Source organism: Massilia sp. WG5 (genome assembly GCF_001412595.2).
GTDB lineage: Bacteria > Pseudomonadota > Gammaproteobacteria > Burkholderiales > Burkholderiaceae_D > Telluria.
Window position 1 is genome coordinate 3,126,591 of the sequence record NZ_CP012640.2, and the last position, 12,420, is coordinate 3,139,010.

At 62.6% G+C, this 12,420-nt stretch carries 8 protein-coding genes, 2 tRNA genes and 2 rRNA genes; 5 read left to right on the forward strand and 7 right to left on the reverse strand.

Annotation, left to right across the window (positions count from 1 at the left end; translation table 11 throughout):
• Positions 1–8 precede the first annotated feature (8 nt).
• Together AM586_RS13925 and AM586_RS13930 are read left to right on the forward strand one after the other, a co-directional pair.
• Complete coding sequence (locus AM586_RS13925) at positions 9–1,007, forward strand: xanthine dehydrogenase family protein subunit M (protein ID WP_047826680.1); 999 nt, start codon at positions 9–11, stop codon at positions 1,005–1,007.
• Positions 1,004–3,250: a xanthine dehydrogenase family protein molybdopterin-binding subunit gene (locus AM586_RS13930; RefSeq protein ID WP_047826679.1), complete on the forward strand. Its 2,247-nt coding sequence runs from the start codon at positions 1,004–1,006 to the stop codon at positions 3,248–3,250. The genes AM586_RS13925 and AM586_RS13930 overlap by 4 nt, the downstream gene beginning before the upstream one ends.
• On the opposite strand, the gene ampC is transcribed toward AM586_RS13930, so the two are convergent.
• The 3 genes from ampC to AM586_RS13945 all read right to left on the reverse strand — a co-directional run bounded on the left by ampC (position 3,243) and on the right by AM586_RS13945 (position 6,387).
• The gene (ampC, locus tag AM586_RS13935) at positions 3,243–4,391 is read right to left on the reverse strand and encodes a class C beta-lactamase (protein ID WP_373887958.1); all 1,149 of its coding nucleotides are present in this window, start codon (positions 4,389–4,391) and stop codon (positions 3,243–3,245) included. The two genes, AM586_RS13930 and ampC, sit on opposite strands and share 8 nt — an antisense overlap.
• A gap of 109 nt (positions 4,392–4,500) precedes the next feature.
• Positions 4,501–5,262 (reverse strand): LytTR family DNA-binding domain-containing protein, encoded by a 762-nt coding sequence (locus AM586_RS13940; RefSeq protein WP_047826678.1) that lies wholly within the window; start codon positions 5,260–5,262, stop codon positions 4,501–4,503.
• A 3-nt stretch (positions 5,263–5,265) separates the two neighbouring features.
• Complete coding sequence (locus AM586_RS13945) at positions 5,266–6,387, reverse strand: sensor histidine kinase (RefSeq protein ID WP_047826677.1); 1,122 nt, start codon at positions 6,385–6,387, stop codon at positions 5,266–5,268.
• A gap of 161 nt (positions 6,388–6,548) precedes the next feature.
• Between AM586_RS13945 and bla the strand changes: the two genes are divergently transcribed.
• The 3 genes from bla to AM586_RS13960 all read left to right on the forward strand — a co-directional run bounded on the left by bla (position 6,549) and on the right by AM586_RS13960 (position 8,822).
• Complete coding sequence (bla, locus tag AM586_RS13950; protein ID WP_047826676.1) at positions 6,549–7,412, forward strand: subclass B3 metallo-beta-lactamase; 864 nt, start codon at positions 6,549–6,551, stop codon at positions 7,410–7,412.
• 90 nt (positions 7,413–7,502) lie between these two features.
• A complete protein-coding gene (locus tag AM586_RS13955) occupies positions 7,503–7,886 on the forward strand; it encodes a DUF4398 domain-containing protein (RefSeq protein WP_052234481.1) in 384 nt (127 codons plus the stop codon).
• 9 nt (positions 7,887–7,895) lie between these two features.
• Positions 7,896–8,822, forward strand: a complete 927-nt coding sequence (locus AM586_RS13960) for an OmpA family protein (protein WP_082439806.1) — start codon at positions 7,896–7,898, stop codon at positions 8,820–8,822.
• Between the two features lie 83 nt (positions 8,823–8,905).
• Here the strand turns inward: AM586_RS13960 and rrf are convergent.
• The 4 genes from rrf to AM586_RS13980 form a co-directional block, all read right to left on the reverse strand.
• Positions 8,906–9,018 (reverse strand): 5S ribosomal RNA (rrf, locus tag AM586_RS13965).
• 115 nt (positions 9,019–9,133) lie between these two features.
• Positions 9,134–12,010, reverse strand: a 23S ribosomal RNA gene (locus tag AM586_RS13970).
• A 220-nt stretch (positions 12,011–12,230) separates the two neighbouring features.
• Positions 12,231–12,306, reverse strand: a tRNA-Ala gene (locus tag AM586_RS13975).
• Between the two features lie 16 nt (positions 12,307–12,322).
• Positions 12,323–12,399, reverse strand: a tRNA-Ile gene (locus AM586_RS13980).
• Between the last annotated feature and the right edge of the window lie 21 nt (positions 12,400–12,420).

Below are 12,420 nucleotides of genomic sequence, written 5' to 3' on the forward strand. Positions count from 1 at the left end.
GGATCCGCATGCGCGCCATCGACTTCGACCAGGCCAGCGACCCTGCAAGCGCCATCCGCCTGATCCAGCAGCCGAACGCCAGGTTCATCGGCGGCGGCACCAACCTGCTCGACCTCATGAAAGGCGACGTCGAACAGCCGGCGCGGCTCATCGACATCAACCACATCGGCCTGGACCGGATCGCGGAACTGCCGGACGGCGGCCTGCGCATCGGCGCCCTGGCCCGCAACAGCGATACCGCCAACCATCCGCTGGTACGCACGCGCTACCCGCTACTGACCCAGGCCCTGCTGGCCGGCGCTTCGCCTCAGCTGCGGAACATGGCGACCATCGGCGGCAACCTGCTGCAGCGCACCCGCTGCCCCTACTTCATGGATACCGCCTTCGCGATGTGTAACAAGCGCGCGCCCGGCACCGGCTGCGGTGCGCGCGAAGGCGTGAACCGCATGCATGCGATCCTCGGCGCCAGCAGCGCCTGCATCGCAGTGAATCCGTCCGATATGAACGTCGCCCTCGCCGCTCTCGATGCGACGATCCGGGTCAGCGGTCCGAAGGGCGAACGCAGCATCCCGATCGCCGAGTTCCATCGCCTGCCGGGCACCATGCCGCAAGTCGATACGATCCTGCATGCGGATGAGCTGATCACCGCGGTCGACCTGCCGCCATCCGCCTTCGCGCGCCACGCCCACTACCTGAAGGTGCGGGAGCGGAACAGCTATGCCTTCGCGCTGGTCTCGGCCGCGGCGGCGCTGGAGATGGATGGCCAGGTGGTGCGCCAGGCCCGCATCGCCCTCGGCGGCGTCGCACACAAGCCGTGGCGGGTGCCGGCGGCGGAAGCGCTGCTGGCCGGCCAGCCGCTGGACGACACCCGCTCCCTGCAGGCGGCCAGGCTGCTGCTCGACGGCGCCCAGGCCTTGAGGGACAACGCGTACAAGATCAGGCTCGCCGAACGCGCGGTCGTACGCGCGCTGCGCGAGGCACGGGAAAACAGCGGAGAAGTGGCATGAGTGTGATCGGACAAGGCATCGACCGCCTCGACGGGCGGCTCAAGGTCACCGGCCAGGCCACCTACTCCGCCGAGCACCAGGTCCCGCGGCTGGCCCACGGGATGATGGTGCTGTCGACCGTGCCCAAGGGCCGCATTGCCGCGATCGACGTTGCCGCCGTCAGGCGCATGTCCGGCGTGCTGCTGGTGATGACGCACCAGAACGCGCCGCGCCTGCCGAAGCCGGGCAAGGCCGAAGGCAGCGCCGGCGGCAAGGAGCAATCGAAGCCCGACCAGAAAAAGCAGCCGCCGAATCCCAGGCTGTCATTGCTGCAGGACGACCGCGTCCAGTACAACGCCCAGCCGATTGCGGTGGTCGTGGCCGACACCTTCGAGCACGCGCGCGACGCCGCCCGCCGGCTGCAGGTGCGCTATGCGGCGGAGCCGGCCCAGCTCGACTTCCGGACGGCGAAGACGAAGCTGCGCCGTCCCGAGGCCCAGCCCGACCGTCCGCCCGACACGGGCCGCGGCAACGTCGCGCGCAGCATGGAGCGTGCGGCGCAGAAGCTGGACCTGGTGTACACCACGCCGATGGAGAACCACAACCCGCTCGAGCCGCATGCGACCATCGCGGCCTGGGAAGGCGACCGTCTGACCCTGTACGACGCGACCCAGAACATTTCCGGCGTGCGGCGCACGGCGGCCCAGACCTTCGGCATGGATCCGGAAAAAATCCGCGTGGTCTGCCCCTTCGTCGGCGGCGGCTTCGGCTGCAAGGGCTCGACCTGGTCGCACGTGATGCTGGCGGCGATGGCGGCGCGCCTGGCCGGCGTGCCGGTCAAGATCGTGCTCGAGCGCACCCAGATGTACGGCCCGGTCGGCGCGCGTCCGCTGACCGAGCAGCGCCTGCGGCTGGGCGCCACGAACGAGGGCAAGCTGCTGGCGGTAACGCACGACACGGTATCCAGCACCTCCTTCGTCGACGATTTCGTCGAGCCCTGCACGGCCGTGACCCGCAAGGCCTATGCGAGCGAGAGCCTGCAGACCTCGCAGCGCCTGGCGACCCTGAACGTCGGCGTGCCGACCTATATGCGGGCGCCGGGCGAGTCGAGCGGCAGCTTCGCGCTCGAGTCGGCGATGGACGAGCTGGCGTATGCCCTGAAGCTCGATCCGGTCGCGCTGCGCCTGCTGAACTATGCGGAGAAGGAGCCTGAGAAGGACATTCCCTGGTCCAGCAAATCGCTGCGCGAGTGCTACCGCATCGGCGCCGAACGCTTCGGCTGGTCGCGCCGCTCGCCCGAACCGGGATCGATGCGCATCGGCCGCACCCAGATCGGCTGGGGCATGGCGACCGCCTCCTATCCGGCCAACCGCAAGGGCTCCAAGGCCTCGGCAAGCATCGATGCGGACGGTTTTCTGCTGGTGCGCAGCGGCACCCACGATCTCGGCACCGGCACCTATACGGTCATGGCGCAGATCGCGGCGGATGCCCTGGGCGTGGAGGTGTCGCGCGTACGCGTCGAGCTCGGCGACACGCGCTTCCCGGAAGCCCCGGTGTCGGGCGGCTCGCAGACCGTCGCCAGCGTCGGCCCGGCCGTGCACCAGGCGGCGCGCGCGGCGCGCGACAAGCTGATCGCGACCGCACTGGGCGATGCCGCTTCAAGCCTGCACGGCCTGAACGCAAACGACGTCGACGCCGCCGGCGGCTGGCTGTTCGCAAAAGCGGACCGGACGCGGCGCGATGCGATGGCGGATGTGGTGAGGCGCAACGGCGGACAGCCGATCACGGCCGAAGCGAGCGCCGACCAGGGCGACGAGAAGAAGCGCTACGGCATGCAGGCCTTCGGCGCGGTTTTCGTCGAGGTGCACGTGGATCCGGACCTGGGTACGATCCGGGTGCCGCGCATCGTCGCCGCCTACGGTGTGGGGCGCGTGGTCAACCGCAAGACCACGCACAGCCAGCTGATGGGCGGGATCGTCTGGGGCCTCGGCATGGGCCTGATGGAGCAAACCGAGATGGACTGGCGCGTGGGACGGGCGGTGAACGCCAATCTGGCCGACTACCACGTTCCGGTGAATGCCGATATCGGCAGCATCGACATCAGCATGGTCGACGAACACGACGCCTACATCAACGAGCTGGGCACCAAGGGCGTCGGCGAGATCGGCATCACCGGGGTGGCGGCGGCGATCGCCAACGCGGTCTATCACGCGACCGGCAAGCGCATCCGCGACCTGCCGATCACGCCCGACAAGCTCATTTGATCAGCTGCCCGAGGATGGCGTGGGCGGCCTCGACCCGCGCCGCGTTCGGATAGTTTTTATTCGCCAGCATGACGATGCCAACCCGGCGGTCCGGCACGAACAGCACGTAGGCGCCGAAGCCCCGGGTGGCGCCGGTCTTGTTGAACAGCGTCCCGCGCGGCGAGGACTGCGGCGGTTCGAGCCGGGTCACCGGATTCGCGCCGCGACTCATCCTGTCGCCGTTCCCGGCCTGCAGGCGCGCCAGGCTCACCGGCAGGCGGTACTGCTCCCACCCGAGGCCCTGCACCGTGTCGCCGGTTTGAAAGTAACCGGTGTGGGTGCACGCCACGGCGTCCCGCATCGCTTCCGGCAGCTGGCCGGGGTCGATATTCTCCTGCACGAAGCGGATCATGTCGGCGGCGCTCGACTTGACGCCGTATGTCTCCGCATCGAAGACGCCGGGACTGACCCGCACCGGCTTGTTCGCGCTGTCGTAGCCCCAGGCGTAATCCGCCATCGCCGCCGCCGGGATCCGGATATGGCTGTGCCGCAGGCCGAGCGCGGGGAACAGGCGGCCCTCGACGGCGTCGGCAAAACCGGATTGCAGCGCCAGCGCGGTCGCATGCCCGAACAGGCCGATGCTCGGGTTCGAGTAGCGGCGCTGCGTGCCGGGCGGCGCATCCGGGATCCAGTCGCGGAAGTACGCCACCATCTGCGCCTCGTTCGTGACCTCGTCCGGCATCTGCTGGGGCAGGCCGCCGGCGGTATAGGTGCCGAGTTCGAGCAGGCTGGCGCGGTCGATCGCACTGCCCTTCAGCTGCGGCATGGCCTTGCCGGGATGGTCGTCGAAGGACAGCTTGCCGAGATTGCGGGCGTAGCAGCCCAGGGTCGCGGTGAAGGTCTTGCTGACCGAGCCCAGTTCGAACAGCGTGTGCTCGCTGACCGCGCGGCGCTGCTCTTTCGACGCCAGGCCGTAATTGAAAAACGTGGTCTGGCCGTCGACGGTCACGGCGACCGCCATCCCGGGTACGCCGTGCTGCGCCATCAGGGGCTTGATCGCACGATCGACAGCATCGCGCAGGGCTGCGGTGTCCGCGGCGGCGTGGCCCGCGAGCGGCAAAAGGCCGAGGCAGGCAAGGGCAAGGCGCGTGATGGGTTGCAGTCGGAAGCGCAAGCTGTTCTCCTTTCGTGGTGACGCATCAGTATAGGCAGGACGGCGCTGGCGGGAACAGCGCGGCCATCCCGGTGCGCCGGCGTTTCGTCACATCGCGTCACATCGCGGACCTGAGCGCGCCCAGGTAGCGTTCGCTGACCGCCACCGTGGCGCCGCAGCGCAGCGTCAGCCGGTAGCTGCTGTCGCCGGCGGTTTCAAGGCGCGCGATCTGGCTGCGCCGCACGATCGCACTGCGGTGCACGCGCAGGAAGTGGCCGGGCGCGAGCAGCGCTTCCAGGCGGTTCAAGGTGATGCGGTGCAGGACCGTGCGCCCGTCAAGGTGCAGCTCGACGTAATTGCCGGCCGATTCAACCCACAGGATGTCATCCACCCGCACCTGTTCGATGCGGCCAACCGAGCGCACATTGATGCGCTCCGGCCGCTCCGCAGACCGGCCGGCGTCGGCCTCCACGTAGTCGCGCAGCGCGGCGCCATAGGCCTCGCGCTGGCGCTGTCCCAGCATCGCGCCGATGCGCTCGACGGTCTGGGCCAGGCGCGCATCGTTCACGGGCTTGAGCAGGTAGTCGAGGGCATGCACCTCGAAGGCGTCGACCGCATGCTCGCTGTAGGCAGTCGCAAACACGATCAGTGGCGGCGCACGCAGGCGGCTGACTTCGCGCGCCAGCACGAGCCCGGACTCGATCGGCATCTGGATGTCGAGGAAGATCACGTCGACCTCGTGCGCCGCCAGCGCCGCGCGTGCGGCCGCGGCGCCGTCACATTCGGCGACCAGCAGCCAGTCGGGATGCGCGGCCAGGGCCAGGCGCAGGTTGGCGCGGCTCGGCGCCTCGTCGTCGACGATCAGGTAGCGCACGGCCATCGTTCAGTCCCGCTCCAGCGGCAGGCGCACCTCGGCCACGAAGCGGCCGTCCTGCAGGGACGTCGACAGCGACGCGCCCGGGTGCATCAGTTTCAGTCGCTCGCGCGTATTCGCCAGCCCGAGCCCGGCACCGGGATTGGGCGACGCCTGCGCGCTGGCGGGATTGGTGACACGGATGGACAGGACCTCGCTGTCCTGCACGAAGTCCAGGCGGATGTCGCTCGGTGTCGCGCCATGGCGGCAATCGAGGTCGTGGCGCAGGGCGTTCTCGATCAGCGGCTGCAGCAGCAGCGGCGGGCACTCCACTTCGTGCAGCAGATTGCCCTCCCCCTCGATGTGCACCTGCAGGCGCTCGCCGTAGCGCAGGCGCTGCAGGTCCAGGTAGTCGCGCACGAACTGCAGCTCGGCGGCGACGGTCGCCGTATTGCGCACGCTGGCCGACAACGCATAGCGCAGCAGGTCGCTCAGGCGGCCGATGCCGCCGAGAGCCATGGTGCGGTCGCCGTCGCGAACCAGGGCGCTGATCGCATTCAGGGCATTGAACAGGAAGTGCGGTTCGAACTGCGCGCGCAGGGCCAGCATGCGCTGCTCTTCCAGGGCCAGGCGCAGGTTGAGCATGTCGGTCTGGCTGCGCTGCCAGGCCAGCTCGCGCTCGCGAGCCTGGCGCCAGTAATGGATCGCGAGGATGGCGGCGAACGTGCCGGTGGTCGAGAACCAGCCGACCAGCAGCATCTTCATGAACAGCTGGCGGACGTCGTCCAGGCTGGCGATGTGCAGATAGCCGCGCAACCAGGCCATATACGTCCACTGGGCCGGCTGGAAGACCAGCACAAGGCCGACGAACAGGGCGAACACATTCGGCGGACGGGCGATCAGGGCGGGCCGGCGCGCCAGCAGCATGCTCAGCCCGGCGCTCAGGACGATCAGCGGGACCGCGTACTCGACGAACCAGGTCGCCAGCAGGGCCGGATAGTGGCTGTCGATGCCGACCCGCAGGTTGTCGCTGTAGGTCTGCAGCGCACCGAGGACGCTGATGGCCGCCCACAGCAGCACGGTCGACACGATGGTACGGAGCGCCGCGGGAGGCGCGGAAAAGAAGGCAGAGGTGTCGACGCGTTGGTTCATCGCAAAAAGTATAGCAGCGCCCATGGCGCCGGGCGCCAGCGGGCGGCGGCGGTCATCACGCCGAAGCGGCGTTTCGTCACCGGGCGGCTGCCCCGGCGCCGGCCGGGACGGAGAATGAAGCCGGCTTCATCCGACTGTAGATCACCACTTCCCATCCGACCATGAAAACACCGATCAGCCTCGCCGTCGCCATCGCGCTCGGCTTCTCTCTTGCCATCGCCAATGCGGCGGACTGGGACGCGCCCCAGGATCCCTTTCCCCTGTATGGCAACACTTATTATGTCGGCACCGGCGGCATCAGCGCCGTGCTGATCACCTCGCCGGCTGGCCACATCCTCATCGATGGCGGTCCGAGCGGGTCGTCGGAGCAGATCGCCGGACATGTCCGCCAGCTCGGCTTCCGGGTCGAGGACATCCGCTACATCCTGAACGGCCATGATCACTTCGACCATGGGGGCGGCATCGCCGAGTTGCAGAAGCTGAGCCGCGCGGTGGTGCTGGGCAGTCCGGCGTCCATCGAGGTGCTGCGCAGCGGCCAGCCGGACAAGCGCGACCCACAATATCCGAACCTGCAAGCGATGACGCCGATCCCCAGCACGCGCGCGGTGCGCGACGGTGAAGTCGTGCGCCTCGGGCCGCTGGCCGTCACCGCGCACTTCACGCCCGGGCATACCGTGGGAGCGACCAGCTGGACCTGGCGCTCGAGCGAAGGCGGCCGGATCGCGAATATGGTGTACGGGGACAGCCTGACCGCGGTGGCCGCCGAGGGCCGCAGCTTCAGCAGGAATCCGCTGTATCCGCAGGCGCAGGCAGATGTCGAGCACTCGATCGCCGCGGTCGAATCGCTCGACTGCGACGTGCTGGTCAGCGCGCATCCGGAATTCAGCGATTTGTGGGAACGGAAAGCGAAGCAGGCCGCGCTTGGGAATGCAGCCTTCATCGATCGCAACGGCTGCCGCAACTACGCAGCCAAGGCGCGAGCGTATTTGGCAAAGACGCTGGCGGCGGAGGCATCGGCAAACTAAGCCGGAAACGTAGTCCTTTGGTCCAATTGAAGAGTGGACATCTTCCGAGCATGATGAAAATCTCAAATTCTGTATCTCGGGAGGTGCCCCATGATGCTCGCTCATCGTTTTTCCCGCTCATCGCGTGTGTTGGCGGCGTGCTGCCTGCTCGGCCTGGCCGGGTGCGCCAGTGAGGCGCTCGACACCCAGCTTGCCAACAGCCGGGAGGCGGTCGATCAGGCGAGGATTGCAGGTGCTGCGGAAAAAGCTTCTGCGGACTTCGACACCGCGGTCGACAAGCTGAATCGCGCCAATATCGCTGCGAATAACCGGCACAAGGGCGACGCGATGCGCCTGGCCCAGGAAGCCCAGGTGGACGCCAACCTGGCGCGTGCGAGGACCGATTCAGCCCAGGCCAGGATTGCGGCTGCTGAAATGGCAAAGAGCAATCAGATATTGCGCGATGAGATCACTCGCGCAAATCAGAATCAATAGAGGTGAGAGATGAAACACATCATCCGAACAAGCACTGCCGTGCTGCTCGCCGGCCTGGCCGTAGCGGGATGTAAAACCTCGCCGCCGGCCTCTGAAGCGATGACAGCAGATACCGCACTCACGAATGCCGGACAAGCGATCGACCACGCAGCAGCCGATCCCCACGTCGCCAAATATGCATCGAGCGAACTGGATCGCGCCAACGATTCGCTGCAGAAGGCAAAAGAAGCATGGAGCAAAAAGCACGATCTGTCAGCCACGACGCATCTGGCTTATGTGGCCCAACAGCGCGCAGCGACAGCGCAAGAACTTGCGAATGGCCGCGCTGCGGACGACGCGGTGATGGTCGCCGCTGCAAATCGGGATCATGCGGTGCAGGTTGCGGCCGCGGAAAGGAATGCGAATCCGACTGCGCTCGTCACGACGACCCAGGTGCAGGAAGGCGCCCTTGCCGGATTCGCCTCCGGAGCGTCGAAACTGCCAACAAAGGCCCTGCCCATGATTGGCGAACTGGCTGCGGAATTGAAGCATAACCCGAACGCCAAGGTCGTGATCGAAGGGCATACGGACAATGTCGGCGATCCGAAGTTCAATCAGAATTTGGCTCTGGAACGCGCACAGGCGGTGCGTAGCGCCCTGGTACGGCAGGGGGTCGACATCAACCGCATCAGTATCCGTTCAGCCGGTGACGAGAATCCGATCGCCAACAACGATACCAGCACCGGCAGGCGGCAAAACCGGCGTGCACAGGTCATTATCGGCGATACGGAAACCCGCATGGTCGGCTCCTCGCAGGGTCAAACCTCAGCGACGTCCAGCGGTGAAGGTGAACAGAGCGGCCAGAACGTACACAGCGGACAAAATACAGAAAATGGGCAAACCGGGCAGAACGAACAAAACCAACAGAACGGCCAAGATAATCAACGCGAACCGTGATGGTCTCGCGCGTTGACGCTGTTTTTGCTGGCCCAAAGCAAAAAGCCCCACCAGATCACTGGTGGGGCTTCGCTTAATAATTAGCCTGACGATAACCTACTTTCACACTGGTTGCAGCACTATCATCGGCGCAAAGTCGTTTCACGGTCCTGTTCGGGATGGGAAGGGGTGGTACCGACTTGCTATGGTCATCAGGCATGACTTGTACGCGGACCGCTCGGGATGCAAGCGATACGCTGAATCTGGAAGAAGTGTTTTATCTGTTGTCTCAACAAGCAGCTGTCAAAACCCGGCAAGACTGCCAAGGTTATAGGGACAAGCCGTACGGGCAATTAGTATCGGTTAGCTTAATGCATTACTGCACTTCCACACCCGACCTATCAACGTCCTGGTCTCGAACGACCCTTCAAGGAGCTCAAGGCTCCGGGAAATCTCATCTCAAGGCGAGTTTCCCGCTTAGATGCTTTCAGCGGTTATCTCTTCCGAACTTAGCTACCCGGCAATGCCACTGGCGTGACAACCGGTACACCAGAGGTTCGTCCACTCCGGTCCTCTCGTACTAGGAGCAGCCCCCTTCAAATTTCCAACGCCCACGGCAGATAGGGACCAAACTGTCTCACGACGTTTTAAACCCAGCTCACGTACCACTTTAAATGGCGAACAGCCATACCCTTGGGACCGGCTACAGCCCCAGGATGTGATGAGCCGACATCGAGGTGCCAAACTCCCCCGTCGATATGAACTCTTGGGAGGAATCAGCCTGTTATCCCCAGAGTACCTTTTATCCGTTGAGCGATGGCCCTTCCATACAGAACCACCGGATCACTATGTCCTACTTTCGTACCTGCTCGACTTGTCGGTCTCGCAGTTAAGCACGCTTATGCCATTGCACTATTAGCACGATGTCCGACCGTACCTAGCGTACCTTCGAACTCCTCCGTTACACTTTAGGAGGAGACCGCCCCAGTCAAACTGCCTACCATGCACTGTCCCCGATCCGGATAACGGACCAAGGTTAGAACCTCAAACAAACCAGGGTGGTATTTCAAGGATGGCTCCACGAGAACTGGCGTCCCCGCTTCAAAGCCTCCCACCTATCCTACACAGATTGGTTCAAAGTCCAATGCAAAGCTACAGTAAAGGTTCATGGGGTCTTTCCGTCTAGCCGCGGGTAGATTGCATCATCACAAACATTTCAACTTCGCTGAGTCTCGGGAGGAGACAGTGTGGCCATCGTTACGCCATTCGTGCAGGTCGGAACTTACCCGACAAGGAATTTCGCTACCTTAGGACCGTTATAGTTACGGCCGCCGTTTACTGGGACTTCAATCAAGAGCTTGCACCCCATCATTTAATCTTCCAGCACCGGGCAGGCGTCACACCCTATACGTCCACTTTCGTGTTTGCAGAGTGCTGTGTTTTTATTAAACAGTCGCAGCCACCAGTTTATTGCAACCCTTTCACCCTCATGGAGTAAACCAATCAAGCTACCGGGGCGTACCTTATCCCGAAGTTACGGTACCAATTTGCCGAGTTCCTTCTCCCGAGTTCTCTCAAGCGCCTTAGAATACTCATCTCGCCCACCTGTGTCGGTTTGCGGTACGGTCTCGTATGACTGAAGCTTAGAGGCTTTTCTTGGAACCACTTCCGATTGCTTCGCAGCATAAAGCCGCTCGTCCCAGTCCCTTGAATCCTGCGCCCGGATTTGCCTAAGCGCCTTCTATGAACCAGAAACTGCCTATTCCAACAGGCAGACAACCTTCCGCGATCCGTCCCCCCATCGCATCATACGACGGTGCAGGAATATTAACCTGCTTCCCATCAGCTACGCATCTCTGCCTCGCCTTAGGGGCCGACTCACCCTGCTCCGATGAACGTTGAACAGGAAACCTTGGGCTTTCGGCGAGAGGGCTTTTCACCCTCTTTATCGCTACTCATGTCAGCATTCGCACTTCTGATACCTCCAGCATCCTTTACAAGACACCTTCGCAGGCTTACAGAACGCTCTCCTACCATATCCAATAAAGGATATCCGCAGCTTCGGTGACTGGCTTAGCCCCGTTACATCTTCCGCGCAGGACGACTCGATCAGTGAGCTATTACGCTTTCTTTAAATGATGGCTGCTTCTAAGCCAACATCCTGACTGTTTTAGCCTTCCCACTTCGTTTTCCACTTAGCCAATCTTTGGGACCTTAGCTGGCGGTCTGGGTTGTTTCCCTCTTGACGCCGGACGTTAGCACCCGACGTCTGTCTCCCAAGCTCGCACTCACCGGTATTCGGAGTTTGCAATGGTTTGGTAAGTCGCAATGACCCCCTAGCCATAACAGTGCTCTACCCCCGGTGGTGATACTTGAGGCACTACCTAAATAGTTTTCGGAGAGAACCAGCTATTTCCAGGTTTGTTTAGCCTTTCACCCCTACCCACAGCTCATCCCCTAATTTTTCAACATTAGTGGGTTCGGACCTCCAGGGCGTGTTACCGCACCTTCATCCTGGCCATGGGTAGATCACCTGGTTTCGGGTCTACACCCAGCGACTGTCGCCCTATTCGGACTCGATTTCTCTACGGCTCCCCGATCTGGTTAACCTCGCCACTGAATGTAAGTCGCTGACCCATTATACAAAAGGTACGCCGTCACCCCACGAAGAGGCTCCGACTGTTTGTATGCACACGGTTTCAGGATCTATTTCACTCCCCTCCCGGGGTTCTTTTCGCCTTTCCCTCACGGTACTGGTTCACTATCGGTCGATTACGAGTATTTAGCCTTGGAGGATGGTCCCCCCATCTTCAGACAGGATTTCTCGTGTCCCGCCCTACTTGTCGTACGCTTAGTATCACCGTTCGGATTTCGTGTACGGGGCTATCACCCGCTATGGCCGCCATTTCCAGAGCGTTCCACTATCCGATCGACTATCACGTACAAGGCTCATCCCATTTCGCTCGCCACTACTTTGGGAATCTCGGTTGATTTCTTTTCCTGCAGCTACTTAGATGTTTCAGTTCGCCGCGTTCGCTTCACACACCTATGTATTCAGTGAGTGATGACCCAAAGGGCCGGGTTTCCCCATTCGGAAATCTGCGGATCAAAGTGTGTTTGCTCACTCCCCGCAGCTTATCGCAAGCTACTACGTCCTTCATCGCCTGTAATCGCCAAGGCATCCACCATGTGCACTTATTCACTTGTCCCTATAACGTTGGCCTCTACATGAGTAATAGAGAACGTCATAGGCAAATGACAGCTTACTTTGTTTGTTGATACAACAGATTACTACCCTAAGTGTGCATCCAACTTTCGTTAGCTACACGCTTAAAGAAAACTTTACTTCTTCCAGATTGTTAAAGAACGAGAACTACACTTATCGAAACTCAGTTTGCTCTGAACTTGGATAAATGCAGTGGTGAAGAGTGGTGGAGGATGACGGGATCGAACCGACGACCCCCTGCTTGCAAAGCAGGTGCTCTCCCAGCTGAGCTAATCCCCCGACATACAACATAACGTGGTAGGGCTGGTTGGACTCGAACCAACGACCCCCGCGTTATCAACACGGTGCTCTAACCAGCTGAGCTACAGCCCCGAAAACTCTTCTCGTTTAACT

Coding starts and splice junctions, on each gene's coding strand:
- AM586_RS13925 (WP_047826680.1), top strand. CDS start 9: ATGCGCGCCATCGACTTCGACCAGGCCAGCGACCCTGCAAGCGCCATC.
- AM586_RS13930 (WP_047826679.1), top strand. CDS start 1,004: ATGAGTGTGATCGGACAAGGCATCGACCGCCTCGACGGGCGGCTCAAG.
- AM586_RS13940 (WP_047826678.1), bottom strand. CDS start 5,262: ATGGCCGTGCGCTACCTGATCGTCGACGACGAGGCGCCGAGCCGCGCC.
- AM586_RS13945 (WP_047826677.1), bottom strand. CDS start 6,387: ATGAACCAACGCGTCGACACCTCTGCCTTCTTTTCCGCGCCTCCCGCG.
- bla (WP_047826676.1), top strand. CDS start 6,549: ATGAAAACACCGATCAGCCTCGCCGTCGCCATCGCGCTCGGCTTCTCT.
- AM586_RS13955 (WP_052234481.1), top strand. CDS start 7,503: ATGATGCTCGCTCATCGTTTTTCCCGCTCATCGCGTGTGTTGGCGGCG.
- AM586_RS13960 (WP_082439806.1), top strand. CDS start 7,896: ATGAAACACATCATCCGAACAAGCACTGCCGTGCTGCTCGCCGGCCTG.